Source organism: Pseudomonas sp. G11, from assembly GCF_029457515.1.
Lineage (GTDB): Bacteria > Pseudomonadota > Gammaproteobacteria > Pseudomonadales > Pseudomonadaceae > Aquipseudomonas > Aquipseudomonas gorinensis.
In genome coordinates, this window is sequence record NZ_CP120377.1 from 2,118,129 (window position 1) to 2,144,751 (window position 26,623).

Below are 26,623 nucleotides of genomic sequence, written 5' to 3' on the forward strand. Positions count from 1 at the left end.
TTAGAAACCAATCCCGAAGAATTCTTCCAGTTTCTCGCCAACAAAGTCGAAATGCTCCTGCCCCAACGACGGTTGTACGCCGAGCCAGAAGGTCTGGTTCATGGTGCGATCGGTATTGGTCAGTTCACCCACTACGCGGTACTCCAGGTTCTGGAAGTAGGGCTGTCGGGTCAGGTTGCCGGCGAATAGAAGGCGTGTGCCGATTTTGTGCTGGTCAAGGTACTTGAGCAGGTCGACACGGTTGACGCCACTGCTTTCCTTGAGTGTCACCGGGAAGCCGAACCATGAAGGGTCGCTATTGGGGGTCGCTTCGGCGATCTCGAGGAATTCGGACAGGCTGGACAGACGCTCCTTGAGCAACTTGAAGTTGCGCTTGCGCGTGTCAATGAAATCCTGGGCCCGCTCGAGTTGGGCCAGGCCGCAGGCGGCCTGCATATCAGTGATTTTCAGGTTGTAACCCAAGTGTGCATACACGTACTTGTGATCGTAACCTTGAGGCAGGCTGCCGTATTGCTGGCCGAAACGGTCGCCACAGGTGTTGTCGCAACCTGGCGCGCAGTAGCAATCACGGCCCCAGTCGCGGAACGACTCGGCAATCACTTTGAGCATCGGGTTGTTGGTGAACACCGCTCCGCCTTCGCCCATGGTGATGTGGTGGGCGGGGTAGAAGCTGAGGGTGGCGATGTCGCCGAATGTGCCGACCAGCTTGCCGTCGTAGGTTGCACCCAGGGCGTCGCAGCAGTCTTCCACCAGCCACAGGTTGTACTTGTCGCACAAAGCCTTGACTTTGCCCAGGTTGAACGGGTTGCCCAGGGTGTGGGCCAACATGATCGCTTTGGTTTTTGGGGTAATGGCGGCTTCGATCAGGTCGGCATTGATGTTGTGGGTGGCCATGTCGACGTCGACAAACACCGGGATCGCGCCAAATTGAACGATGGGGTTGACCGTGGTCGGGAAGCCCGCTGCCACGCCAATCACTTCGTCGCCCTTTTTGATCGCCCGCTCGCCAAGTTTGGGCGAGGTCAGGGTGCTGAAGGCAACCAGGTTGGCGGAAGAGCCGGAGTTGACCGACAGCAGGAATTTGACTCCGATGAATTCAGCCAGTTTTTTCTCGAATTCAGCATTGAAGCGGCCGGTGGTCAGCCAGCCGTCCAGGGAAGCCTCGACCATCAGTTGCAACTCTCGCGCACCGATCACTTTGCCGGACGGTGGGATAACGGTCTCGCCGGCCACGAACGGCTTGCTCGCCAATGCGACGTTGGCATATTGCTCGACGAGCTTGCTGATTTCCTGGCGGAGCATATCGGGTGTCATGAAAAATCCTGCTAAAAAATAGAGTTAGTTGCTGTTGGCACGCATGGCGAGCATGTAGGCGTTGATTTCATCCAGGCAATGGGCCTGCATGTCGTTGCCGCTCAACCAGGCGCGATGCCAGGTAACAATCCGGGCGAGCGCGGTTTCAAGGTTCCAGCTGGGCGTCCAGTGCAGGTGCGCGCGTGCCTTGGAAATGTCCAGCTTGAGGTAGTTTGCCTCATGCGGCTGCGGGTCCTGGTCCAATTCCCAACTGGCCCCCGTACCCCAGGCCTGTACCATGTGATCAAGGATCCACTCCACCGGGCGTGCATCTTCATCCTTGGGGCCGAAATTCCAGCCTTGGGCAAAGCGATGCCCAAGAGTCCAGAGGTGTTCAGCCAAGACAAGGTATCCACTGAGCGGTTCCAGCACGTGTTGCCATGGCCGGGTGGCCTTCGGGTTGCGTATTGTGACGGGTTGTCCCTTCTCGAAGGCACCGAGAATATCAGGTATCAGCCGGTCTTCTGCCCAATCGCCGCCGCCAATCACATTGCCCGCCCTGCCGGACGCCAACGCTGCGCCTTGCGGATGGTTGAAAAACGACTTGCGGTAGGCACTGGTGATCAGCTCTACGCAGCCTTTGCTGTTACTGTAGGGATCATGGCCGCCCATGGGTTCGTCTTCACGATAGCCCCATTCCCACTCGCGGTTCTCGTAGCATTTGTCGGTGGTGACGTTGACGATAGCCCGCAGGTTGGGGCATTGCCGCGCGGCTTCGAGCACGTGCAGGCTGCCCATCACGTTGATGGCGTAGGTCTCGACCGGCTCGCGGTAAGACAAACGGACCAGTGGCTGTGCCGCCATATGGATTAGCACGTCGGGGTTGAAGCTCGTCATGCTATGGGTGATGGCCGCAAGGTCGCGAATGTCGCCCTGCTCTGACTCCATGCCTTCGGCCACCCTGGCCTCGACGAACAGGGCAGGGTGGGTTGGCGGCGCCAGGGCAAAGCCCTTCACCTGTGCGCCCATGCTAGTCAGCCACAGTGACAGCCAGCTGCCCTTGAACCCCGTGTGGCCGGTCACGAAGACTCTTTTGCCTTGCCAAAAGGCAGGAGAAACGGTCGACTTCATATTCAGTCCCAGGATTTCCAGGGCGCTTTGCCCGACTGCCAAAGCTCCTCCAGATAGTGTTTGTCACGAAGGGTGTCCATGGGCTGCCAGAACCCCGGGTGTTCGTAAGCCATGAGCTGGCCTTCGGCAGCAAGTTTCATCAGCGGCTCCTGTTCCCAGGTAGTGCTGTCGTCCTCCAGGTACTTGAGCACTGTGGGGCTCAAGACGAAGAAACCGCCATTGATCAGGGCTCCATCACCCTTGGGTTTCTCCTTGAAGTTCAGCACTTGGCCTTTCTGGATATCCAACGCGCCGAAACGGCCGGGCGGGAATGTTGCCGTGAGCGTCGCCGCTTTGCCGTGCGACTTGTGGAAGGCCAGGGTCGCGCTGATATCAAGATCGCTGACGCCATCACCGTAGGTGAAGCAAAAGGCTTCTTCGTCTTTGACGTAGTCGGCGACGCGACGCAGGCGACCACCGGTCATGGACTCGTCGCCGGTATCGACCAGGGTGATGTTCCAGTCTTCGGCGCGTTGGTCGTGCACCTTCATGGTGTTGTCGCGCATATTGAAGGTGACATCGGACATGTGCAGGAAATAGTTGGCGAAGTACTCCTTGATCACATACCCCTTGTAGCCACAGCAGATAATGAAGTCATTGATGCCATGCGCGGAGTACATCTTCAGGATGTGCCAGAGAATAGGCTTGCCGCCAATCTCGACCATGGGTTTTGGACGTACGCTGGTTTCTTCGCTTAGCCGCGTTCCCAGGCCACCGGCCAAAATAACTGCTTTCATGCTGTCTCCGGGTCAATTCGAGCTTACAAAGGCATCAGAATGGAAATGTTTGAGGGGCAGGCCAGCCTGAGTCAGCAGCTCGCGTGCAGCGTGGATCATGGCTTCGGAGCCACAGGCATAGACCGAGGTGTCGGCCAGGTCAAGACTTTCTGCAAGGACGGCCTGTTGAACGTAGCCTGTTGCACCTGGCCATTGTGTGTCCGCGCGTGAGAGCACGGGGCGGTAAGTCAGGCCCAGCGATGGGAAATCAGGCTGCCAGTACAGGTCCTGTTCCGTACGGCCGCCCCAGTAAACGTAAATGCACTTGCCGCGGAGTGTTTCCGGTGCAGCACTCAAGGCTTCAAGCATGGCCTTGACCGGGGCGATTCCGGTTCCGGTTGCCATGAACACCAGATTCGTAGTGCTGGCACCGCGTAGGCAGAAGGTGCCCAGCGGGCCTTCCAGCCTGAGCAGGTCGTTGGCTTGAGCTTCACCAAACCAGTACTGGCTCATGACCCCATCGGGTACGTGGCGGATATGCAGTTCCAGCTTGGCATCCTCACGTACGGCATTGGCGATGGAGTAACTACGGCGCACGCCATCTTTGCCTATGACGTCGATGTACTGCCCCGGAAGGTAGAAGAGTGCGCTTTTTGGAGGGGTTCTGAGGACGACCCGTAGCACGTCGTCCGCCAGGCGTTCCAGGATATCGAGGCGGCAAGGCATGGTTTTGATCTGGATGTCGGCCAGCAAGCCCAGGTCTTCGAGATCCAGCTCGACATCGGTGACGGCAGCCCGGCAGCAAGTCAGGATGGCACCGCAGGCACGCTCTTCTTCCGTCAGCGCGAGTTCCGGTTGCACCACCTCTGTATCGCCTTGAAGCACGTTGGCCTTGCACACGCCACAACGGCCGGTACGGCAACTGTATTCCAGCACTATGCCTTGTGACTTAGCGCAATCCAGAAGGCTCTTGCCAGGGTCAGCCGTAAACGACTTGTGGTTCGACAGTGTAACAATCGACATGCGTCAGGCACCACGCTCAGGGTTGGCGTCACAAGGATTCGATTTATCCGCTGGAATGTGGGGAATGACCCACATCTGCCCAATACTTTTGATACCCATGTACGTATACATCTCCTGTCGTCATTACCCCGAAAGTCATAAAACATTCAGTGCGCAGACTACGCCCCTGGCGGGGACATTTTTCGTAGAGTTTAAAGCGGATAGAAGCTGCTGGCAGTAGGGCGCGCCAGCTGAATCGCATACACAACTCGCGGCAACATCGCGGCACTTTGCTGCTTATTGAATAGCGGACTGCCCATTGGTGGCGGCAATTCTACCTGCTTGGGACCTTAACTGGAAATGCAGGATAACCGGGGGGCTGCGCAGGCCGTTTCACTGGCATTGCGGGTTGGGGTCATACGTTGTTACCCACCTGTTTTTGACTCCTTCCAAACATCACCTAAGTTTGAAAAGCAGCTTCGGAAAGCTGCTTTTCTCTTACCAATGTCATGGAGCGTCACCAATGCAAAACACCTACCTCTCCTCCCTAATCTTCGCCTTCCTCACCACGCTCTCCGTCACCACCACCGCAGCCCCGTCGATCAAACCCGAACCCCCAACCCCCATGGCGGCGCAGATGGTGCAGGCCGAGCAAGCCGCCAAGGTCAACCTGAATGCCGCCGACGCCGAAACCCTGCGTCGTGATCTCTTCGGCATCGGTGCCGCCAAGGCCAAGGCGATCATTGCCTACCGCGAAAGCAACGGGCCGTTCGCGGCGGTGGATGAGTTACTGGAGGTAAAGGGCATCGGCAAGGCGCTGTTGGAGAAGAACCGCGAGAGGCTCTCGATCAACTAAGGGGAGGAGGCCGGTCACTGACCGGCCTTTTCGTTTTCTGGAATCTGCGCCTTCAGGCTCTCCCGTGCCACTTCCATGATGCGCGCGGACAGTTCCGTATTCTCGACACTCCTGGCCAGTACCAATGCACCCACCAGGGTCGACATCATCACCAGGCTTTGCGCATCGCCACGTCCATCACCTAACGCCGTTTCAATCTGCTTGAGCCTTGCGCCAAGCACGTCGTCGGTGGTTGTACTCGGTTGGCCCCTCAGGCCCAGTTCCGAAGACATGGTGGGCAGCGGGCATCCCTGATCCGGTGAGGTCAGGTGCCATTCCGACAGGTAACTATCAATAAATGCCTGCAGCGGCCGTTCCTGGCTGAACAGCATTTCGCAATGGGCATCCAACTCCGCCGCGGCCGCCTGCAGAGCTTTCTCCACCAGTTCATCCTTGGATTTGAAGTGCGCATAGAACCCACCGTGGGTCAGGTTCAGCGCTTTCATCAGCGGTTGCAGGCCGGTGGCGCTTATACCGTCGCGGCGAAAGCGTGCGGAGGCTTCCTTGATGATGCGTTGGTGGGTCTGGGCTTTACGGTCGGGTGAGTAACGCATGAGGTTGCCTCGTGAGACGTGGCGGCACTTTAACGAAAGTTGTTTCTTTTTACACATCTACTCGGCGCTATGGGCTTTGGCATGAAACGTGATTACGTCTTCCGCATGGATTGTTCAACAATCGTGAGGTGATGATGACGCTCAGTTTGTCTTTAGCTGACCAGATTGCCCTGGAGCTGCGGGCCGACATTATCGGTGGCCGGCTTTTGCCAGGGATGGCGTTGGTCGAGGCGGATCTGGTCAGGGCCTACAACGCGTCGCGCAATACGATTCGCGAGGCGTTGCATCGTTTGGGGCAGGAGGGCTTGACCCGCTATGTGCGTAACAAAGGGGTGATGGTCCGCCGATTGGAGCGCGAGGAAGTGCGTGATCTGTTTGTCGTCCGCCGCACCTTGGAGTTGCAGGCTATTGCCCAGAGCGGCGCGCTGACGGGGGATCAGTCCGAGCGCATGCAGAACGCGATCGAGGCCACGACCCTGGCTCGCGAGCGCGAGGATTGGCGGGCGGTGGCGACCCACAGCCTGTTGTTCCATCAACAGATTGTCGGGCTGATGCGCAGCCCTTTGTTCGATGAGTTTTTCGCCCAGGTGATCGCTCAGTTGCGCCTGGTGTTTTGCGCGGCGCCCGATGAGCAGCGCTTCCAGTCGCCCTGGCTGGAGCGCGATCGTGAGATCTACGCGTTACTGGTCCAAGGCGATAAACCCGCGGCAGGTGATGCGATGCGCGTGTATCTGGAGGATTCGGAACGCCTGTCGTTGGCCCTGTTTACCCACCCCTGATCGAGGATCTGAATCATGTACAAAGACTATCCGGCCGCTTATCAGGTCAGCAAAGGTTCGGCGTTGCAGGTCGACGTGGCATTTTACGAGCGCATTCGTGAACGAAAAGACCAGCGTACGTTGATCGAGCAGTTCGAGGTGCCGATTCGCACGGGGAGGGCGTGGAAGGTGCCGGCCGGGCATGTGTTTCGTGTCACCACGCCGGTGGGGCCGCAGGTGGGCGACTTCAACGTGTGGAACGCCAACGACCCGCGCGAACGTCTGTGGGCGGCGCGTACGCGTCAATTGCAGGGCGCGCATGTCAGCACCCATGACCGGCTATGGTCGAACCTGCCATTTCTGCGGCCCCTGGTGACCATCACCGATGACAGCCTGGCGAGTTATGGCATCGACGAGCATGGCGGTCGCCTGCACGATTTGCTCGGCACGCGCTGTGATCCCTATGTGAACCGCATGCTCACGGGGGAGGATTTCCATCATCACTGTCACTCAAACCTGACTCGCGCGGTGCTGCCCCACGGCCTGACGGAATTCGACGTGCATGACGTACTGAATATTTTCCAGTGCACAGGCCTCAATCACGACGATATGTACTTCATGAAAGCCTGCCCAGCGCAGAAGGGCGATTACCTGGAGTTTTTTGCCGAGATTGATTTGCTGTGTGCGCTGTCGACCTGCCCGGGTGGCGATCTGTCGTTGCCGATGTGGGGGCCGGATGCACAGGACCCGCTGACGGTGTGCCGGCCGCTGGGGGTTGAGATCTATCGGTTGGAGGATGAGTTGTTGAACGGCTGGAGCCAGCCGGAGCGTGCTGCCTATAAGGGGCAGCACGGGTTGCATATTGCCAAGGCGGCTTGGGAGTAACCCAAGGTTCAACGATCCTGCGCATCCTTGGCATCCGCCTGGGCATTGCGCTCGGCCACGCGTTTGCGTTGTTCGTCGGTAAGTTCCACCTTGTTGGCGCTGTCACGCAGCATCATCAACCCACCGACGATCGACCCGATCGCAACCACCAAAATCAACCATGCGTACCACGGCATAACGCTCTCCTTGAGGCAGATTGCCGTGGGAGAGTTTTCCCACGGTAATAACTGCTTTGAGTAACAGGCTTTCTGAGTAGTTCAGTGTAGGCCTGTTCCGCCTCATTAACCTTAGAGCCCGGTCAACATTGCGTCCGCTGGCGCATCCGCACGATCCTGCGCGGTCAACTGGAAGTAGATGAAACCCGCCACCATGAAACCCAGGAAGATCAAGCCGATCAGCGCGTTGAACCAGGCCATGGCCACCAGGCATACCACCGCCAGCATCAGCGCAATGCCCGGCACGATCGGATAACCCGGTGCGCGGAAGGTGCGCTCCAGCAGCGGCTCGGTTTTGCGCAGTTTGAACAGGCTGAGCATGCTCATGATGTACATCACGATGGCGCCGAACACCGCCATGGTGATCATCGCCGCGGTCAGTGTCATGCCGCCGAGGTTGATCAGGCCGTCGCTGTAGATCGCCGCGATGCCGACCACGCCGCCGGCGATGATTGCCCGGTGCGGTGTCTGAAAGCGTGACAGTTTGGCCAGGAAAGACGGCAGGTAACCGGCACGGGCCAGGGCGAAGAACTGGCGCGAGTAGCCCAGGATGATGCCGTGGAAACTGGCCACCAGCCCGAACAGGCCGATCCATACCAGCATGTGCAGCCAGCCGGAGCTTTCACCCACCACGGTTTTCATCGCCTGTGGCAGCGGGTCGTTGATATTCGACAGGGTGCGCCAGTCACCCACGCCGCCGGCGAAGAACATCACGCCCATGGCCAGGATCACCAGGGTCAGGATGCCGCTGATGTAGGCCTTTGGAATGGTGCGCTTGGGATCTTTTGCCTCTTCAGCCGCCATGGCCGCACCTTCAATGGCGAGGAAAAACCAGATGGCGAAGGGGATCGCGGCAAACATCCCGGCAATCGCCGGGGCGCCGAAGGTGTCGGAACCGGCCCAGCCGTTCAGTGCGAAATTGCTGAAGCTGAAGGCCGGGGCGACCACGCCCATGAACACCAGAAGCTCGGCGACAGCAAGCACGCACACCACCAATTCGAAGGTGGCGGCGAGTTTCACGCCGAGGATGTTCAGGCCCATAAAGACGATGTAGGCGCCGACGGCCGCGTGTTTGGGGTCCAGTGCCGGAAACTGCACGTTCAGGTAGGCGCCGATGGCCAATGCGATCGCAGGCGGTGCGAAGACGAACTCGATCAAGGTCGCGAGCCCCGCGATCAAGCCACCTTTCTCCCCGAAGGCGCGACGGCTGTAGGCAAACGGCCCACCCGCATGAGGAATCGCCGTCGTCAGCTCGGTGAAACTGAAGATAAAGCAGGTGTACATCGCCGCGACCATCAATGAGGTCACCAGGAAGCCCAGGGTCCCGGCAACGCCCCAGCCATAACTCCAGCCGAAGTATTCACCGGATATCACCAGCCCGACGGCGATGCCCCATAAGTGCAGGGTGCCTAGGGTGGGTTTGAGTTGTGTGTTCATCGTGATGCGCTCCGTGAACGGTTTGGAATGTGATTCAAGGTGTTGCAGCGGACATGCCATGCCTCCCAACCGTGTCGTAAAGCGGCGCAACTGTCGTCTGGGGGATGGTTTGGCGTTTGAAATTTTCCGGTATTGCACCAGATAAGTGCGGGGGTGGCTGGGAGGGCCTCATCGGGGGCAAGCCTCCTCCCACATTTTGACCGGTGTACGCAGGCCAAGTGTGGGAGTGGGCTTGCCCCCGATGAGGCCCTCCAATCCAGCACAACCCCCCCTGTAAACCCCGCATAAACCCACTCTTTACGCCGTCTTTACGCCCCGACCACCCCGTCGCTCTCGTTCCTTTACACCACTCCTGCCGACAATTGCCCCACACGCGGCACTCGCCGCTAAACGGAGAGACTTCCATGAGCGTTCTGGACGGGGTGTCACTGCTATTGGCCGTGGCGCTGTTCATTTATCTGCTGGTTGCGCTGTTACGCGCGGATCGGAACTAGGAGCGGGCTATGCACAGTTATGACTATTGGCTGATCATCGCCTTCTTTGCCGTGGTGCTGGTGCCGGCGCCGTTTCTGGGTCGGTTCTACTACAAGGTGATGGAAGGCCAGCGCACTTGGCTCACCCCCGTGTTCGGCCCGGTCGAGCGTGCGTGTTATCGCATTGCCGGGGTAGATGAGCAGCAGGAACAAAGCTGGCAGAAATACATGCTGGCCTTGCTCGCGTTCAACCTCGCGGGCTTTTTGCTGTTGTTCGCGATCCTGCTGTTCCAGGACTATCTCCCACTGAACCCGCAGAAATTGCCGGGTCAGGAATGGACCCTGGCCTTCAACACCGCGGTCAGTTTCATGACCAACACCAACTGGCAGTCCTACAGCGGTGAAGCCTCCCTGAGCTACCTCAGCCAGATGGCTGGCCTCACCGTGCAGAACTTCGTCAGTGCCGCCACCGGCCTCGCCGTCCTGGTCGCGCTGTGCCGTGGGATCGGTCGCAAATCCACCCAGACCCTGGGTAACTTCTGGGTCGATATGACCCGCGCCACTCTCTATGGTCTGTTGCCGTTGTGCCTGGTGCTGGCGCTGTTCCTGGTGTGGCAGGGCGTGCCGCAAACCTTCGCCCATTACGTGGATGCCGTGACCCTGCAAGGCGTGGATCAAGTGATCCCTCTGGGCCCGGCGGCGAGCCAGATTGCGATCAAGCAATTGGGCACCAACGGTGGCGGTTTCTTCGGCGTCAACTCGGCGCACCCGTTTGAAGACCCGACCGCCTGGGCCAACCTGTTCGAGCTGGCCTCGATCATCCTGATCCCGGTGGCGCTGGTGTTCACCTTCGGCCACTACGTCAAAGACCTGCGTCAGAGCCGTGCGATCCTCGGCTGCATGCTGGCGCTGTTCCTGATCGGCGGCGCGACGTCGCTGTGGGCCGAGTACCAGCCCAACCCGGCGCTGAACAACCCGGCCGTGGAACAGACCGCACCGCTGGAAGGCAAGGAAGCGCGCTTCGGCACCACCGGTACCGTGCTGTGGTCGGTGACCACCACCGCGGCGTCCAACGGTTCGGTCAACGGCATGCAGGACAGCCTCAACCCGCTGAGCGGGATGGTGGCACTGGTCAACATGATGGTCGGCGAAGTGATCTTCGGCGGCGTCGGCGCCGGCATGTACGGGATGCTGCTCAATGTGTTGATTGCCGTATTCCTCGCCGGCCTGATGATCGGTCGCACCCCGGAATACCTGGGTAAGAAGTTGCAAGCCAAGGAAGTGCAATTGCTGGTCGTGACCTTGATGGTGATGCCGATTGGCGTGCTGGTGCTGGGAGCTATTGCCTCCAGTTTGCCTGGCCCGGCCAGTGCCATCAGCAACCCCGGCCCCCATGGTTTCAGTCAATTGCTCTATGCCTATACCTCAGCCAGTGCCAACAACGGTTCGGCGTTTGGCGGTTTCAGTGCCAACACCCCGTTCCATAACTTGATGTTGGGCCTGGGCATGTTGATCGGTCGTTTCGGCTACATCCTCCCGGTACTGGCCCTGGCCGGCAGCCTGGCGATGAAGAAAACCGCACCGATTGGCCAGAACAGCTTCCCCACCCACGGCCCGCTGTTCGTGACCCTGTTGACCGTGACCATTTTGCTGGTGGGCGGCCTGACCTTCCTGCCAACGCTGGCGCTAGGCCCCATTGCTGAACACTTGAGCATGGGTTTCTGAGGGATATGAAAATGAATATGCCTGCAAAAAACGCGACCCCGGTCAAACACCAGGAACCCGCCAAAACCGCTATTTCCGCCCTGTGGCGCCCGGCGCTGGTCCAGGCGTTCGTCAAGCTCGACCCACGCCAGTTGCAACGCTCGCCGGTGATGCTGGTGGTCGAGCTGACCGCGATCCTCACCACCGTGCTGTGCTTTGTGCCGGACACGGCGGTGCCGACCTTCGTCGCCGTGCAGATCGCCGTGTGGCTGTGGTTCACCGTGCTGTTCGCCAACTTCGCCGAAGCCTTGGCCGAAGGGCGTGGCAAGGCCCGCGCCGACAGCCTCAAGGCCGGCAGCGAGGGCTTGAGCGCGCGCCGCAAGGAAGCCGATGGCAGTTTCAAGGTCGTGCCGGCCACCAGCCTGCGCAAAGGCGATGTGGTGCGCGTCGCCGCCGGGGAAATGATCCCCGGCGACGGCGAGGTCATCGAAGGTATCGCGGCGGTCAACGAAGCGGCGATCACCGGTGAATCCGCCCCCGTGATCCGCGAGTCCGGCGGCGACCGTTCCGCCGTCACCGGCAACACACGCCTAGTCTCGGACTGGCTGCTGATCCGCATCACCGCCAACCCTGGCGAGTCGACCCTGGACCGCATGATTGCCCTGGTGGAAGGGGCCAAGCGCCAGAAAACCCCCAATGAAGTCGCGCTGGATATCCTGCTGATCGGCCTGACCCTGATCTTCCTGTTGGTGGTAGTGACGCTGCAACCGTTCGCTCACTTCGCCAATGGCAGCCTGCCCTTGGTGTTCCTGGTCGCCCTGCTGGTAACGTTGATTCCGACCACCATCGGGGGCTTGTTGTCGGCCATCGGTATCGCTGGCATGGACCGCCTGGTGCGCCTCAATGTCATCGCCAAGTCCGGCCGCGCCGTGGAAGCGGCGGGGGACGTGCATGTGTTGCTGTTGGACAAGACCGGCACCATCACCTTTGGTAACCGTCGCTGCTCGGCCGTGGTCGCGGCACCGGGTGTGAGCGGACGGGAGTTGGCCGAAGGCGCACTGCTGGCCTCGCTGGCGGATGACACGGCGGAAGGCAAATCCATCGTCGAATACCTGCGGGCCTTGCACCCTCAGGCCGAGCCGTCCCTGGATGAATTGACCGCCGTCCCGTTCACCGCTGAAACCCGCTTATCTGGCGTCGACTACCAGGGACGCGTGTTCCGTAAAGGCGCCGTGGATTCGCTGCTGGCGTTTATCGGTCAACCACGCAGCGACCTGCAACCCGCGCTATCGCGGGAGATCGACAAGATCGCCCAGAGCGGTGGCACACCGTTGCTGGTGTGCGCCGATGGCAAGTTGCTGGGGGCGATCCATCTCAAAGACGTGGTCAAGCCTGGCATTCGCGAACGTTTCGCCGAACTGCGCAAGCTGGGGATTCGCACCGTGATGGTGACCGGCGACAACCCGCTGACCGCTGCTGCGATTGCGGCCGAAGCCGGCGTGGATGACGTACTCGCCGAAGCCACTCCAGAGAAAAAACTCGCACGCATTCGCCATGAGCAAAATGACGGTCGCTTGGTTGCCATGTGCGGCGACGGTGCTAACGACGCCCCGGCGCTGGCCCAGGCGGACGTCGGCATGGCCATGAACGACGGTACCCAGGCCGCTCGCGAGGCCGCGAACATGGTCGACCTCGACAGCGACCCGACCAAGCTGCTGGACGTGGTGCAGATCGGCAAGGAATTGCTGGTGACCCGTGGCGCGCTGACAACCTTTTCCATCGCCAACGACGTGGCCAAGTACTTTGCGATCCTGCCGGCGCTGTTCGCCTCGATCTACCCGCAATTGGGTGTGCTCAACGTGATGCACTTGCAGAGTCCGCAAAGCGCGATCCTCTCGGCCATCGTGTTCAACGCGCTGATCATCGTGGTGTTGATCCCCCTGGCCCTGCGCGGTGTACGGGTGCAAGCGGCGAGTGCGGCGGCATTGCTGCGGCGCAATCTGTTGATCTACGGGTTGGGCGGGATCCTGGTGCCATTCGTGGGCATCAAGGCGATCGACATGCTGCTGACTGCGCTGCACCTGGTTTGACCCGATACCCGTGGGCACCATCCCCCGTGCCCACAGGTTGCAAAGACCGAATTGAGGAGTTTGAAATGTCCAACATAATCCGCCCGGCCCTGAGCCTGCTGGTGCTCATGACCCTGATCACCGGCGTCGCCTACCCACTGGTGGTAACCGGTGTCGCCCAAGTTGCCTTCCCGGACCAGGCCAACGGCAGCCTGGTGCGCGACGCCAGCGGCAAGGTGCGTGGCTCCAGCCTGATCGCCCAGGATTTTACCGGTGACAGCTGGTTCCACCCACGCCCTTCGGCGGGCGCGTTTGCTACCGTGTCCAGCAGCGCCAGCAACCTTGGCCCAAGCAATCCGGCGCTGGCCACCCGCGTGTTCGACGATGCGAACAAGCAACTGGTGCCGAGCCAGGGCCCAGTGCCTCTGGTGTCGCTGACTACCTCTGGCAGCGGTCTTGATCCACACTTGCCACCCGAGGCGATTGCCTATCAACTGGCGCGGGTAGCGGCCGCGCGGAATGTGCCGGTGTCCACGCTGCAACGCTTGCTGGATGCGCATATCGAAAGCCCGCTGGTGGGGCCGCCGGTGGTGAATGTGCTGGCGCTGAACATGGCGTTGGAAAAACTATGATCCTCTGCAGGCGCGTGCTTGCTCGCGAAGGTCGTTAACGATGACGCGGGCGTCCAGCATGAACGCGGCGCTCTTGAGTTTTTCGCGAGCAAGCTCGCTCCTACCCTAAATTGTTGAAGGACCCCTGCATGAGCGACTCCGGCCGCGCCGATGCTTTCCTAGCCGATCTGCCCCGGGACGGGCGTGGTCGGCTCAAAGTCTTCCTCGGCGCCGCGCCGGGGGTAGGCAAGACCTACGCCATGCTCCAGGCGGCGCACACCCAGTTGCGCCAGGGCGTCAAGGTGATCGCCGGCGTGGTCGAAACCCACGGCCGCGCCGAGACCGAGGCCTTGCTCAGTGGCCTGCCGCAACAACCGTTGCTGCGCAGTGAATACCGTGGCGTGATGCTCGAAGAGATGGACCTCGACGGCCTGCTCGCCGCCAAGCCCCAACTGGTGCTGGTGGACGAACTGGCCCACAGCAACGCCCCTGGCAGCCGCCATGAAAAGCGCTGGCAAGACATCCAGGAGCTGCTCGCGGCTGGCATCAACGTGTTCACCACGGTCAACGTCCAGCATCTGGAAAGCCTCAACGACCAGGTGCGCGGCATCACCGGCGTACAGGTGCGCGAAACCCTGCCGGACTGGGTGCTGCAAGAGGCCGACGAACTGCTGCTGATCGACCTGCCGTCCCGCGAGTTGCTGGAGCGTCTGCGTGACGGCAAGGTGTATGTGCCCGAGCAGGCCCGCGCGGCCATCGACGCATTTTTCACCCAGACCAACCTGATGGCCTTGCGCGAACTGGCGATGCAAACCGCCGCCGCCCACGTCGATGATGACCTGGCCCAGGGGTATCGCCAGCTCGGCCAGGCCGCGCCAGCGGTGCGCGGTCGTTTACTGGTGGGGATTGATGGAGATGCACAAGCCGAGCGCCTGGTGCGACATGCCAGCCGCGTGGCCCAGCGTCGGCATTTGCCGTGGAGCCTGGTGCATATCGACAACGGTCGCGCACGGGACGAACAATCGCGCCTGCGCCTGCAAAATGCCCAGCAACTGGCCGAACGCCTGGGCGGTGAAGTGGTGCTGCTGCGCGCGGGCGAGGTGGCCAAGACGTTGATCCAGCATGCCGCCGAACGTCGCGCCAGCCTGTTGCTGGTGGGGCAGTCACGGCCACGCTGGCGGCGCCGGCTGTTCGGTGGGGGGCTGGCGGCGCGGTTGTTGCGGAATGCGCACGGCCTGGAAATCAGCGTGCTCTACAGCGACGACATGCCGCCGCCGCCTCGCCTGCCGGAGGTGCATGGGCTGGTGTGGTTCGATTACGCTTTGGCGGTTGTCGCGACGGTCGTCGCGGCGGCCGTGGCCTGGGGCGTGTCCAGTGTGTTGCCGCTGCCGAATATCTCGCTGGTGTTTCTCGCTGCGGTGTTGCTGGTGGCGGTGCGTAGCAGCCTGGGGCCGTCACTGGTGTGTGCGGCGTTGTCGTTCCTGACGTACGACTTCCTGTTTATCCCACCCCGTTTTTCCTTCGCCATCCAGCGTGAAGAGGACGTGCTGACGTTGCTGTTCTTCCTGCTGATGGCGGCGCTCACCGGCAATCTTGCTGCGCGACAACGCCGGCAGCTGCAGGCTTTGCGCGATACCCAGGAAGAAACCAGCGAACTGCTGGACCTGTCGCGCAAGCTTACGGCGGCCACGGATCGCCAGGCGGTGATCAGCGCGGCGGCCCATCATCTGGAAGGCTGGAGCGACCTGGACTTGTGCCTGGTCAATCGCGACGGCCAAGGCGATTGGAAAGTCGAGACCGGTGGCCCGCTGGTCTTCACCGAAGCCGAGCGCGCTGCCGCTGATTGGGCCTGGCAGCACGATCAACCCGCCGGCAAAGGCACCGGCACCTTGCCACTCGGGCGTTGGTGGTGGTGGCCGCTGTCAGGTGAAGAAGGCCCGCTGGGCCTGCTCGGTGTCAGTGCAAAACCGGGTCTGGAATTGAGCGGCCAACGCCGTCGCCTGCTGACGGCCTTGAGCCAACCACTGGCGCAGGCGTTGGCGCGGGCGCAACTGGCGCAGGAACTGGAGTCGGCGCGCCTGCACGGCGAAACCGAGCAACTGCGCAGCGCCTTGCTCGCCTCGGTGTCCCATGATTTGCGTACGCCGTTGACCTCCATGCGTGGCAGCATCGACAGCCTCCTGGCGCTGGGTGAAGCTATCCCGCTGGAGGATCGCCGCGAGTTGCTCGAAGGTACCCGTGACGAAGCCGAGCGCCTCGACCGCTACATCCAGAACCTGCTGGACATGACGCGCCTGGGCCACGGCGCACTGAAGCTGGCGCGGGATTGGGTGTCGCCCGGCGATATCGTCGGCAGTGCCCTTGGCCGTCTGCGTGCGGTGCTGGCGCCTTTGCAGGTGAGCACTGATGTGCCGCCGGAACTGCCGTTGCTCTATGTGCATGCGGCCTTGATCGAGCAAGCCCTGGTCAACGTGCTGGAAAATGCCGCGCGGTTCTCGCCGCCCCAGGGACGTTTGCAACTGAGCGCCGGAGTGTCGGGCAACCAGCTGTTTTTCGCCGTGGCCGATGAGGGGCCGGGGATTCCCGAGGACGAGCGCGCGAAGATTTTCGATATGTTCTACACCGCTGCCCGGGGCGATCGGGGCGGGCAGGGCACCGGGTTGGGCCTGGCGATCTGCCAGGGCATGGTCGGCGCCCATGGCGGGCATATCAGCGTCGCCGATGGCATTGACGGGCGGGGCACCTGCATCACCTTGTTCCTGCCGTTGCCGGCACAGCCTGGCCTGGAGCGCGAGGCGTGAGCTACTCTCTTTTTTTTTATGGATTTTGATTGGACACCATGAGCCAGACCGCGACGATTTTGGTCATCGATGACGAACCGCAGATTCGCAAATTCCTGCGCATCAGCCTGGCCTCCCAGGGGTACAAAGTGATCGAGGCCGGCAGCGGCAACGAAGGCCTGGCGCAGGCGGCATTGAGCAAGCCGGACTTGCTGGTGCTCGACCTTGGCCTGCCGGATATGGACGGCCAGCAAGTGCTGCGCGAGTTTCGCGAATGGTCGACGGTGCCGGTCCTGGTGTTGTCGGTACGGGCCAGTGAGATACAGAAGGTCGAGGCCCTGGATGGAGGCGCGAACGATTACGTCACCAAACCCTTTGGCATCCAGGAGTTTCTCGCCCGGGTGCGTGCATTGCTGCGTCAGGCGCCTGCGGGAGAAGCCCAGGAAGCGGCCTTGAGTTTCGGCCCGCTGACGGTGGACCTGGCTTATCGTCGCGTGTTGCTGGATGGCGAGGAAGTGGCGCTGACCCGTAAGGAGTACGCAGTGCTGGCACAACTGGCACGCCACCCCGGGCGGGTGATTACCCAGCAGCAATTGCTCAAGGACATCTGGGGCCCCACCCACATCGAAGACAGCCATTACCTGCGCATCGTGGTGGGCCATCTGCGCCAGAAACTGGCGGACGATCCGACGCAGCCACGGTTTATCGTGACCGAGGCGGGGGTAGGGTATCGGTTGTTGGGGGCTTAGCCCTCAGCCCCAGCACACCGTTCAGCGCTGTTCACTTTCATAGCGATCCAGCGTATCGCTGGCAATCTCCCTGCCCAGGGCGATCAACTCCGGCGCCTTGTAGAACTCGAAAAACCGACACACCCGTTTCGGCACGTTGATCAGGATATCCGGCGGATAGCCGGCGATCTTGTACTGCGCCAACGACGTCTGCATCACCTCGAAGCTCTGGTTGATCAAGTCCAGCAGCGACGCCGGCCCGACGTTATCGATGATGAACGAGCCCGTGGCCGATTTCGGCGCCCCGGCCTTTTCGGGCGCGGCGGCAGGTTGCTGGGATTCGGGTTCAGCCGATTCCAGCCATGGGTTGATCTCGGCCGCCTGGGCCTGCAAGGCTTCCTGTTCCAGCTTCATCAGTTGCTCGGCCTGCTTGCGGCGAAACGGCAGGTGCGAACCCAGTGACTTCGCCAGGCTGTTGAACCGGCTCTTGAATGCCGGCGGGCGTGGGATCACGGGTAAATGGTAGTGCTTCTGGTTGGTGGCGTTGAGGTTCACCGCGATGATCAGGTCGCAATGGCTCGACACCACGGGCACGATCGGCAGCGGGTTGAGCAGGCCGCCGTCCACCAGCATGCGGTTGCCCTGCATCACGGGCGTAAACAGGCTGGGGATCGCCGCCGAGGCACGCATGGCCTGGTGCAGGCAGCCTTCCTGGAACCAGATTTCCTGCTGGTTGGTCAGGTCGGTGGCCACGGCCGTGTAGGGGATGCGCAGTTCTTCGATATTGATTTCGCCAACGATCTTGCGGATTTGCCCGAAGACTTTCTCGCCACGGATCGCACCGAGACGAAAACTGACGTCCACCAAGCGCAAGACATCCAGGTAGTCGAGGCTTTCGATCCAGTTTCGATACTCATCGAGCTTGCCGGCGGCGTAGATCCCGCCCACCACCGCGCCCATGGAACAGCCTGCGATACAGGCGATGTCGTAGCCGCGCCGTTCGATTTCCTCGATCACCCCGATATGGGCGTAGCCCCGGGCCCCGCCGGAGCCCAGCACCAAGGCAACACGCTTTTTCATGGTCGATGTCCTTCATTAAGCAGGCGCTCACAATGCACCCATTGAGGGGGCTGCTTCAATCTTCATGAACCGTGCAATAATTTTCCAGAATAGCGCCTCGGCTCGGGTATGCTCTGGCAATAGGCGCTTCTGATTTCAGGCTATGGATAAGGCACTTTTCCTTGTAGGCAACGTCTACACCGTACGACTGTTTTTCTTATTTTGAGGTGTCATCGATGAAAGCCTGGATGTGTGTGCCTGTGATCATGTTGGCCCTGGCCGGTTGCGCCGGGAAAACCGCATACCGCGACAGCTGCGGCACCCAATTGGATGCAGCGTGGAAAGAGTTGGACCTGGCCAAGGCCGAAGGCTTTGCCGGCACCGTGAGCTATTCCAAGGCCTTGTCCCTGTTGACAGGCGCGAAGACCCAGCAACAGTTTGAAGCGTTCGAAGGCTGCTCCAACAAAGCTGAAAAGGCGCGGTTCTATATTCGTGAGTCGCGCGCTGGGCGTTGATCCCAGGGAGCGAATAGGGTTTTTCATCGAGAAGTGAGGGCAGGATGTCAGCTTTGGTCGATCAGTTAGTCGCTCAGGTCATTGGCCTGGAAGTAGGGTTACTGAGCTGCCAGGCTCGCCTTGCCGCCGTTACCGATGATGAAGCCCTGCATGATTTGCGCACTACCGTGCGACGCCTGCGCAGCTTGTTGCGCCCTTTGCGTGGGCTGCCGGGCGTCGAACACCTTGAATTGGCCGCCAGCACGGTCGGCCAATTGACCACTCCGCTGCGTGACCGTGAAGTACTGGCCGCCTACCTGCACCAGCATGGTCACCACGACGCCGCCGACCGCCGCCTGCGGCTGCAGCCCGATGCCTACCGCCAGGTGGCTCAAGGTCCTGAGTTGGCTCACCTGCTGCAAATTCTCGATGCATTCCCACGGTTTATCCGAGCGTCCCAACACCAGAAATTGCTCAAGGGCTTGCGCCTGCGCATCGAGAAACGCCTGGCCAAGCAATGGCAGAAACTCGACGAAGCACTGAAGGATCCCAGCCATGATCGCCACCGTTTGCGGTTGCTGATCAAGCGCGTGCGCTATGCCGCCGAAGCCTATCCCGAACTGGACAAGCTCCCGGCCAAAGCCCTGTCGCGCCTGAAGGATGCCCAAGGCGCGCTTGGCGATTGGCATGATTGCTGGCAATGGTTGGCCCAGGCCGAACATCAAGCCGATCTGCAGCCGTGTGTCGCGGTATGGCAACGGACCATGGTCAAGGCTGAAGGGCAGGCGGACCGAGTGCTGGATAAGCTCAGCGCCGATTGTTTTTAAACCGGTCCGGCTTTTGGCCGGAATAGGCGCTGTACCTGGCCGTCACGATGGTTAAGATCCAGCATCGGTTTTCTTGATGTGAGGTCGCCATGCGCTTTAGTGATTTGCTCGACGCTGCCCGTAGCCACCCGTTGGATATCACCATCCCCGCAGAATGGGCCCAGGGCCGTGCGACCTTCGGCGGCCTGGTCGTCGCTTTGCAATACGAAGCTTTGCGCGCCCACGTGCCTGCCGATCGGCCATTGCGCTCGCTGGCGGTTACCTTCGTCGGTCCGGTTGCGCCCGATGTACCCGCAAGCTATCAAGTCGAAGTGCTGCGCGAAGGCAAGGCGGTCAGCCAGTTGCTCGGTCGTGTGGTGCAAAACGGCGAAGTTGCGACGCTGGTGCAGGCCAGTTTCGGCGCGTCCCGCGAGTCGCAGATCTTGGTCGGGAGCGAACCGCCACCGACGTTCAAGCATTGGGATGAGTGCCAGGAACTGCCGTATATCAAGGGCGTCACCCCCGAATTCATGCGGCACCTGGCGATGCGTTGGAGTGTCGGCGGCCTGCCATTTACCGGCAATAAATCCCGTGACATGGGCGGCTGGGTTCGGTTACGTGGGGATGTGAAAGAAGAACCACTGACCGAAGCGCACATCCTCGCACTTGTCGACGCGTGGCCACCGGCCTTGCTCCCGCACCTGAAGAAACCGGCGCCGGGCAGCACCCTGACCTGGACCATCGAATTCATCCAGCCGCTGCAAAACCTCACCACCCTCGACTGGTGCCAGTATCTCGTCAACATCGAACACGCCCGCGACGGCTACGGCCACGCCGCCGCTGCGCTATGGAGCCCGACCGGCGAACTGATCGCGATCAGCCGCCAGACCGTGGTGGTCTTCGCCTAAGCCGGCTATCAGTGGTGGTGGCGCTGACGCCAGGCGCGCCACCAGCCACCGCTCAACACAAAGCGCGGGAAGGTCACGAACTGCTCGACAACCAGGCGCTGTACGGCGTCTTTACGGTCACTGAACGGCTCGCTGGCTTGAACTTCCAGGCGATGACCCTGCCGCTGCAAGCCCAGGCCGGCGAGGATACCGACAACACCCACCGCAAAACTGGCCAAGCTCAGGCTGAATACACCGGAAACGATCAACAGGAAGCCGATGATAAACATCGGCACGGCGATCAGGTGCAGCGCCAGGTTTGTCGGGTGCTGATGGTTTTGCGGGTAGTTGCGCCATTGCCAGGCGGGGAGATTGGGATGACGTTTGCCCATGATGGTGAATCCTCTGTCCGTTGAAATAACATGGGGAGAGTTTAGGTGGGGGTGGGGCGCGTGGGCGAATTGGGGTTGGCTATGGGGTCTATAGTTAGCACGAAATAATAGGTATCGACTAGCAGTCCGGTATTCAGCTCTTCTGAGAGGGCACACACGTAAAGTAAATAAAATGAATGTCGCACTCCTAAACTCATTACCTATGGATATATTCGTGAACACCGTTTTGCTGAATTTCTTCCAGGTTTATTTTGTGAATGGTTTCGTTTAGGGAAGGCAAGTGTTTTGAGTGGCAAATGAGCTGGGCGACACTATGTGTTTCTGCATCATAGAACCTGAAGGAAATACGGTAACGGGGACGCCCATTTATTTAATGGAGCAGTGAATCGAATGTTCAGGTTATAAATGGTTCTGCTCCTGTATTCTGTGCTTTTTTCGTTAAGTTCGACTGGGTCGAGTGCGATGCTTTTGGATATGATAAATATTTATTTGAAGAAGTAATCGTCCGGTCCGTTTATGTAAACGTTAGGGTCACTAAGTGAAATGAATTTAGCTTTGAATTCTATCAGCGCACTGTCGTTGGTTGCTTTGAATTTGAAATGGTTATTTTGTTTTTCTATTGTTACAAAAAACTCTTTATGAATAGGTATGTTTTGTATTTTTAAATCTTCGATTTCGTTGCAGGTTATACCTATTCTGCAGGTGTTGTAGCCTTTGTTTTTCCATTTTTCAGGAAGCTTGTCTGGGAATTCGGGTATGTCGAAGCCCAGTCCGACACAAGGCTGATCATTTTCTATTCTTAAAGAAAAAAGAGCAATTTTACCGATTTTTATAGGAAGACTAAAGATCTTACTAAAAAATATGCTTCCGTCTAATTCGTTCCAGTGTTTCATTTTTATTTCCTAAAAGGATAGTGTTTCTTTGCCTTTGGAATATATCCTTTCCGAGGCTTCTCGATGGGGCGCAAGTTGAAGTGCGATGAATGGTCTCCGACGCCATCTATCCTGCCGAATTTGTGGCCGGCAGAGTGGTCTTGAATAAGGATTTTTGAGCCGTCTGGTCGTGTAAATTTATAAACTCTTGTATTAATCGCTCTGCCGGTTTCATCTAAAACTGTTTTTTTGTTTTTGTCCGTCATTTTTTCAATCGTGTATTGTTTGGCTTTTCCAGTTTCTGGATCTACGACGATATCAGGGCTCTGCATCATGGGTATATTGGCATCTCTTTTGGCTTCTCTGAACGCACCTTTGCGAGAAATATCGGGGGCGTCCGGTTCATCCGGTATTTTACAAGCGAGCTGTTTTTTTCCTTTGGGCGGACAGTTGGCGTTCAATCCTAGAGGATCTATCCACCCCGTAGGATTGGGCACGTACTGGTACCCGTTAATCCCACCCGCCAACTTCACCGGATCCGGTGTCAGGTAACGACCAACATCCGGATTGTAGTAGCGATGGCGGTTGTAGTGCAGCCCGCTTTCCTGATCGAAGTACTGACCCTGAAAACGCAGTGGGTTGTCGACTTCTCCGATGTCTAGCCGGGTGATTTCGCCGTAGGCGCGGTAGTGCGCGGACCAGACGATTTCACCCTCGGGGTTGGTGAGTTCCTGCGGGGTGCCGAGGTGGTCGAGTTGGTAGTGGTAGGGCTTCGTTTCTTTTGGACCGAAGCCTTCCAGCAGGGCGAGCGGGCGAAAGCTGTCCGGTTCGTAGAGGTAGCTGCGATGCTTTTCGGCGTGGTGTTCGGCAACCAGTTTGTCGCCTTGCCAGAAAAACTCCGTGGTGATGTTGTCGACCGTCTTGCTGATTCGCCGCCCAAACGGGTCATAGCGATAGCTCGCGGTTTGGCCGTTGGGCTGGGTAATGCCGATCAGCCGATGCTGGCAGTCGTAGCGGTATTCGGTGACGAGTTGGTGACCCTTGTCGCGGCGTTCGCGGATCAGGTTGCCGAAGGCGTCGTAGTCGTAATGGCGGTCGCCCTGGATCATCAGGCGGTTGCCGGCGACGATGTCGGGGCCGGGGCGGTCTTGCATGAGCAGGTTGCCGGCCGGGTCGTGGGCGAAGCGTTCGTGCGGGTCTTGCGTGTGGTCGGCGCGGGTGAGGCGGGCGAGGGGGTCGTAGTGGTAGTGGTGTTCGCCTTTGCGGCTGTCGACTAAACGGGTGAGGTTGCCGCTTTTGTCGTAGTCGTAGTGGCGTTGGTAGAGGGGGGTGTCCTGTTGCGCGACGGTGTGGGCGTGCAGGCGGTGTTGTTCGTCGTAGTGGTAGTGGCTGAGGAGCTGGCCCTGTTGGCGTTGGTGTTCTTGGCCGGCCTTGAAAAGATGAGAGGTCAGCAGTGCGCCATTTAACTCGACGGTGGCGAGGTGGCCGCCTTTGCTGTGGTTGAACACCACGCGGTTGTTGTCGGGCAGGCGCAGGTTTTGAAGCTGACCGCAGGCGTCGTAGCCATAGCGCAAGGTGCCCCAGCCTTGGTGTTCAGCGGTCAGGCGGTTTTGTGGGTCGTATTCGTAGGCTAACGCCCAGTGACCGTCGTCGACGCTGAGGAGGTTGCCTTGGCGGTCGTAGGTATATTCAACAAGGTTACCGTCGGGCAGGGTTTTTCGTACGAGGCGACCGGCGTGGTCTCGCTCATAACGAGTAACGAGCTGACTGCCATCGTCGCCGTGTTCGGTCTTTTCCTGCAGGTTGCCATTGAGGTCATAGGCATAAGCCGTACGCTGCCCATCAAACCCGACTTCCTGTTGAATCAGGCCGTTGGGGTGATAGGCAAGCCGATAGGTCTCGCCAACCTCGTTTTCGATCTCGGTCAGCAGTAACCGGGCGTTGTCGTAGCGGTAGTGGACCTGGGTGCCATCGGCATTGATACGGCGGCTGATCAGGTGCAAGCCGTCGGCGTATTCGTAGCGGGTGACACGCCCGAGTTCATCGCGTTCGGCGGTGATTTTTCCGTAGGGGTTGTAGCTGTATTCGCGCGTAGCGCCGTCCGGTTGAGTTAGCTTGACCAGGCGCCCGGCGGCATCCCATTGGTACTGGGTCAGCGCGCCATGCTCATCCTCGCGGGCAATCTGTCGACCCAAGTCGTCATAGCGATAGCGCCGCACACCGCCATTGGGCAGCGTCTGCTCCAGCAGTTGCCCGTGCTCATTCCACACCAGCCGTTGGCAGCTGTGATCCGGGTGCCAAACCCCCACCAGTTGTCCGTATTGGTCGTAGCTGTAGTCAGTGACATGGCCGTCGGGATCGATCTTACGAATGACATCGCCCTGGTCATTGCGCTCGTACTTCCAGACCGCCAGACCCCGTCTTACAACCCGTACGAAGCCATTGTCATGCTCGTAGGACGTCGGCTCGTCATCCCCCGGAAACAGCGCGACCAAGCGCCCGGCTTCATCGTACTGATACGCCGTCACCGCCCCCAACGGGTCCTGCTCGACCGTCAGCCGACCTTTGTCATCGTAGGATTTGAAGTGCTGCGCACCGTCCGGATCAATCCGCTGCACCAGCCGCGCCCGGTCGTCATGGACATACACTTCCTGACTGCCATCGGCGTTGTGCACCGTGACGCGACCGTCCTCGCCCCAGACATAGCGCGTGTCCATCTGCGAAAAACTGGCCCAATGCCGGACACATCGCGCCGCCTTGCCAGACCGTTCCCACGCCCAAAAGAAACTCGCCCCACCGGCCAAGCCACGCTCAAGAATCACGTGCTGCTCGTCGTACCGATAAATTTCGCTTTCGCCGACGGCATTGGTCGCGCAAACCAGTCGGCCGGCATCGTCATAGGCGTAGGCAACAACGTGCTGCTCCGTCACCCATACGTAGGGTTCATGCCCCTTGGCGCGCTGAACCTGGTAGTCCACCGCCACAATGCGGCCCCGTTCATAGCGCAAAAACAGCGACCGGCCCGCGCCGTTATCCAACCGCTCAATGCGCCCCAATACGTCGCGGAAAATTCGCAGGCGGTTGTCATACGCGTCACTGATCGAGACCAATACACCGTCGCGAAAGTGATAAAACCGCGCCGCCTGGGCCAGCACCAGTTCATCCGGCGAAGCGCCCAGATAGATCGCCGCTTCAGCCAGGCTGTTGGTGATCGCGGGGCGAGCCGCGGTGGGCAGCGGGAACTCAGTCGTGCGGTTTTCATGGTCAATCCAGACGACCGAATCGCCCACCACAGAAAGCCTGTGCGCCAGCGAATGACTCCAGCCAAAGCCCAGCCCGCCATCCACTTCCACCGCACTGGTGCGGTACAACCGGGTCCACTCGAAGGGCAAGATCCCGTCCAGCGTGCCATCGGTGAGGGTGAGCAGCTCCTCGCCGGTAACCATCGACACAGGGCAGCCGTTGGTTACGGTTTTATCCGAAGACGCGGCAGCATCCCCCGCAGGGTTTTTCCCCGAAAGAGGCGCATCATCCACGTGCTCTTGCCGGACCAATACCGTTTGCTGGCGCTTGTTTCGAACCGCCGGCACCGGGTTCGAAACCACGTGCTCCCCAGCCTTCAACGGCGCCACCGGTACAGTCTTGATCGCTGTCGCCGGGCCACCGAGCAGCACAGGCTTCAACGCCTCGGCATGCGCGTCCAACTTCGGCCCCACCAACTGATCGGCCAGCATCTCCATCCACTGGCGCGCTCGTCCGGATTTGATATGCCCCAGCACCTGAGCGCCCAGGCGAATCTGCACGCCCATGCCACGGGTCGCCCAGATCAGCAATAGATTGATCAACACCTCGCCGGTGATCTCGCCCAGCACTTCATACATCTCGGGCGGTGGTAGCAGGCGTATCCAACTGACCATGGCCGACACGTAGATAAACAGCAGCGGCTCATCGCTGAGCACCAACAGCCCCTTTGCGATGGCGTCGTTGCCCAGCCTCAGCAGTTCATCAAGTTCGGCCTGGGTGATGTACTGCAGCAATTTCTCGCCGTTGGCTTTGAGGTTCGCCAGCAAGTCATACAGCTGCGTAATGTTGTCCCACAGGTTGTAGAGCGCCTTGGCTATCCCGGTGGAAAAGGCCAAGCGCTGCATCGCGCTGCGCTCGAACCGCGTAGCGTTGGCGAAGTCGTCCCACTGGGGCTGGAAGGTCTTGGTCCATTCGTCACGCAGGTGACCTTCCAAGCCCGCGATCACCGACTGATAAGACGCATACAGCGCCTTGACGTGATCCTTGGAAACGTTGGGATAGAAGGTGATTTGGTACTGCTGGTTGCGATCACACTCGGTGATTTCGAGGATGCCGCTGGGACCGATGGTTCGATGGAGTGGTGCGCCGAGCGGGCCGCCGTCCTGGGTAATGGCTTGCAGCATCACCGGCGTATTACCGATCGGCACAAACCGAGTGCTTTCGAACATATGCACCAGAGTCAACGATCTCTGGGTATTGCACATGGCGACCGTTTTACTTGGGGCGTTGGAAGAAGCCGGCGCCACCAACGCCACCTCTTCCCCAACTTTGAACACCTGCTCCACTGCCAGTGCCGAAACGCTCCAGAAGCTCTCGGCCCACTCATCAAAGGTGTTCAGGCAACCGCGCAAGTCACGAAAGACGCGCTCAACGTCCGGCGCCTCGGCATCCATGGGGGCCAGGACAAAACTGGCAATGACGGGAATCAAGAGGCAGCCCCGACAACCGGGGCATTAACGGGTGGGTACATCGGCGGTCCCTCGCACTGAATGATCAGGCGAGAGACTTTGGAGAGGTTC

General features: G+C 59.9%; 23 protein-coding genes. 12 read left to right on the forward strand and 11 right to left on the reverse strand.

Translation table 11 applies throughout. The features are described 5' to 3' along the window. The 4 genes from rfbH to P2T68_RS09710 are packed head-to-tail and all read right to left on the reverse strand — an operon-like array spanning window position 1 to window position 4,202. Window positions 1-1,314 carry a lipopolysaccharide biosynthesis protein RfbH gene (gene rfbH / locus P2T68_RS09695; RefSeq protein ID WP_277379301.1) on the reverse strand — a complete coding sequence of 438 codons (1,314 nt, stop codon included), beginning with the start codon at window positions 1,312-1,314 and terminating at the stop codon, window positions 1-3. Window positions 1,315-1,338: 24 nt separating this feature from the next. Beyond that, on the reverse strand, window positions 1,339-2,424 hold the full coding sequence (rfbG, locus tag P2T68_RS09700) for a CDP-glucose 4,6-dehydratase (protein ID WP_277379744.1): 1,086 nt from the start codon (window positions 2,422-2,424) through the stop codon (window positions 1,339-1,341). Window positions 2,425-2,426: 2 nt separating this feature from the next. Next, window positions 2,427-3,200: a glucose-1-phosphate cytidylyltransferase gene (gene rfbF, locus P2T68_RS09705; RefSeq protein ID WP_277379302.1), complete on the reverse strand. Its 774-nt coding sequence runs from the start codon at window positions 3,198-3,200 to the stop codon at window positions 2,427-2,429. A 12-nt stretch (window positions 3,201-3,212) separates the two neighbouring features. Then, window positions 3,213-4,202: an FAD-binding oxidoreductase gene (locus P2T68_RS09710; RefSeq protein ID WP_277379303.1), complete on the reverse strand. Its 990-nt coding sequence runs from the start codon at window positions 4,200-4,202 to the stop codon at window positions 3,213-3,215. Window positions 4,203-4,704: 502 nt separating this feature from the next. Here P2T68_RS09710 and P2T68_RS09715 point away from each other — a divergent pair. After that, window positions 4,705-5,037, forward strand: coding sequence for a helix-hairpin-helix domain-containing protein (locus tag P2T68_RS09715; protein WP_150055072.1), 333 nt, complete (start codon window positions 4,705-4,707; stop codon window positions 5,035-5,037). Window positions 5,038-5,051: 14 nt separating this feature from the next. Here the strand turns inward: P2T68_RS09715 and P2T68_RS09720 are convergent, their stop codons facing one another. Next, entirely contained in the window at window positions 5,052-5,630 is a 579-nt protein-coding gene (locus tag P2T68_RS09720) for a TetR/AcrR family transcriptional regulator (RefSeq protein ID WP_024074177.1), read from the reverse strand. A gap of 134 nt (window positions 5,631-5,764) precedes the next feature. On the opposite strand from P2T68_RS09720, the gene P2T68_RS09725 reads away from it, so the two are divergent. Together P2T68_RS09725 and P2T68_RS09730 are read left to right on the forward strand one after the other, a co-directional pair. Next, window positions 5,765-6,409 carry a GntR family transcriptional regulator gene (locus P2T68_RS09725; protein ID WP_102624386.1) on the forward strand — a complete coding sequence of 215 codons (645 nt, stop codon included), beginning with the start codon at window positions 5,765-5,767 and terminating at the stop codon, window positions 6,407-6,409. A gap of 15 nt (window positions 6,410-6,424) precedes the next feature. Then, a complete protein-coding gene (locus P2T68_RS09730; protein WP_150055074.1) occupies window positions 6,425-7,273 on the forward strand; it encodes a DUF1989 domain-containing protein in 849 nt (282 codons plus the stop codon). Window positions 7,274-7,281: 8 nt separating this feature from the next. Here P2T68_RS09730 and P2T68_RS09735 read toward each other — a convergent pair whose 3' ends face one another. Then, a complete protein-coding gene (locus P2T68_RS09735) occupies window positions 7,282-7,449 on the reverse strand; it encodes a DUF2897 family protein (protein WP_012722955.1) in 168 nt (55 codons plus the stop codon). A 111-nt stretch (window positions 7,450-7,560) separates the two neighbouring features. Further along, window positions 7,561-8,925: an ethanolamine permease gene (gene eat, locus P2T68_RS09740; RefSeq protein ID WP_024074180.1), complete on the reverse strand. Its 1,365-nt coding sequence runs from the start codon at window positions 8,923-8,925 to the stop codon at window positions 7,561-7,563. A gap of 404 nt (window positions 8,926-9,329) precedes the next feature. Here eat and kdpF point away from each other — a divergent pair, with 404 nt between their 5' ends. The 6 genes from kdpF to P2T68_RS09770 all read left to right on the forward strand — a co-directional run bounded on the left by kdpF (window position 9,330) and on the right by P2T68_RS09770 (window position 17,311). Beyond that, complete coding sequence (gene kdpF / locus P2T68_RS09745) at window positions 9,330-9,419, forward strand: K(+)-transporting ATPase subunit F (protein WP_003218754.1); 90 nt, start codon at window positions 9,330-9,332, stop codon at window positions 9,417-9,419. A gap of 9 nt (window positions 9,420-9,428) precedes the next feature. Beyond that, the gene (kdpA, locus tag P2T68_RS09750) at window positions 9,429-11,123 is read left to right on the forward strand and encodes a potassium-transporting ATPase subunit KdpA (protein ID WP_069075534.1); all 1,695 of its coding nucleotides are present in this window, start codon (window positions 9,429-9,431) and stop codon (window positions 11,121-11,123) included. A 5-nt stretch (window positions 11,124-11,128) separates the two neighbouring features. Further along, window positions 11,129-13,192, forward strand: coding sequence for a potassium-transporting ATPase subunit KdpB (kdpB, locus tag P2T68_RS09755; RefSeq protein ID WP_024074182.1), 2,064 nt, complete (start codon window positions 11,129-11,131; stop codon window positions 13,190-13,192). A gap of 65 nt (window positions 13,193-13,257) precedes the next feature. After that, window positions 13,258-13,803 carry a potassium-transporting ATPase subunit KdpC gene (kdpC, locus tag P2T68_RS09760; protein ID WP_024074183.1) on the forward strand — a complete coding sequence of 182 codons (546 nt, stop codon included), beginning with the start codon at window positions 13,258-13,260 and terminating at the stop codon, window positions 13,801-13,803. A gap of 128 nt (window positions 13,804-13,931) precedes the next feature. After that, window positions 13,932-16,583 carry a sensor histidine kinase KdpD gene (locus P2T68_RS09765; protein WP_024074184.1) on the forward strand — a complete coding sequence of 884 codons (2,652 nt, stop codon included), beginning with the start codon at window positions 13,932-13,934 and terminating at the stop codon, window positions 16,581-16,583. Window positions 16,584-16,621: 38 nt separating this feature from the next. Beyond that, the gene (locus tag P2T68_RS09770) at window positions 16,622-17,311 is read left to right on the forward strand and encodes a response regulator (RefSeq protein WP_041160871.1); all 690 of its coding nucleotides are present in this window, start codon (window positions 16,622-16,624) and stop codon (window positions 17,309-17,311) included. Between the two features lie 21 nt (window positions 17,312-17,332). Here P2T68_RS09770 and P2T68_RS09775 read toward each other — a convergent pair whose 3' ends face one another. Further along, window positions 17,333-18,370: a patatin-like phospholipase family protein gene (locus P2T68_RS09775; protein ID WP_024074186.1), complete on the reverse strand. Its 1,038-nt coding sequence runs from the start codon at window positions 18,368-18,370 to the stop codon at window positions 17,333-17,335. Window positions 18,371-18,585: 215 nt separating this feature from the next. Here P2T68_RS09775 and P2T68_RS09780 point away from each other — a divergent pair, with 215 nt between their 5' ends. The 3 genes from P2T68_RS09780 (at window position 18,586) to P2T68_RS09790 (ending at window position 20,557) form a co-directional block, all read left to right on the forward strand. After that, window positions 18,586-18,864, forward strand: coding sequence for a hypothetical protein (locus P2T68_RS09780; protein WP_024074187.1), 279 nt, complete (start codon window positions 18,586-18,588; stop codon window positions 18,862-18,864). Window positions 18,865-18,908: 44 nt separating this feature from the next. Next, window positions 18,909-19,670, forward strand: coding sequence for a CHAD domain-containing protein (locus P2T68_RS09785; RefSeq protein WP_069075536.1), 762 nt, complete (start codon window positions 18,909-18,911; stop codon window positions 19,668-19,670). Between the two features lie 89 nt (window positions 19,671-19,759). Continuing rightward, entirely contained in the window at window positions 19,760-20,557 is a 798-nt protein-coding gene (locus P2T68_RS09790; RefSeq protein WP_102625644.1) for an acyl-CoA thioesterase domain-containing protein, read from the forward strand. 8 nt (window positions 20,558-20,565) lie between these two features. On the opposite strand, the gene P2T68_RS09795 is transcribed toward P2T68_RS09790, so the two are convergent. The 3 genes from P2T68_RS09795 to P2T68_RS09805 form a co-directional block, all read right to left on the reverse strand. Next, on the reverse strand, window positions 20,566-20,928 hold the full coding sequence (locus P2T68_RS09795) for an Mpo1-like protein (RefSeq protein WP_102625643.1): 363 nt from the start codon (window positions 20,926-20,928) through the stop codon (window positions 20,566-20,568). A gap of 485 nt (window positions 20,929-21,413) precedes the next feature. Continuing rightward, window positions 21,414-21,821: an Imm50 family immunity protein gene (locus tag P2T68_RS09800; protein ID WP_102642603.1), complete on the reverse strand. Its 408-nt coding sequence runs from the start codon at window positions 21,819-21,821 to the stop codon at window positions 21,414-21,416. Window positions 21,822-21,823: 2 nt separating this feature from the next. After that, on the reverse strand, window positions 21,824-26,533 hold the full coding sequence (locus P2T68_RS09805; protein WP_277379304.1) for an RHS repeat-associated core domain-containing protein: 4,710 nt from the start codon (window positions 26,531-26,533) through the stop codon (window positions 21,824-21,826). Between the last annotated feature and the right edge of the window lie 90 nt (window positions 26,534-26,623).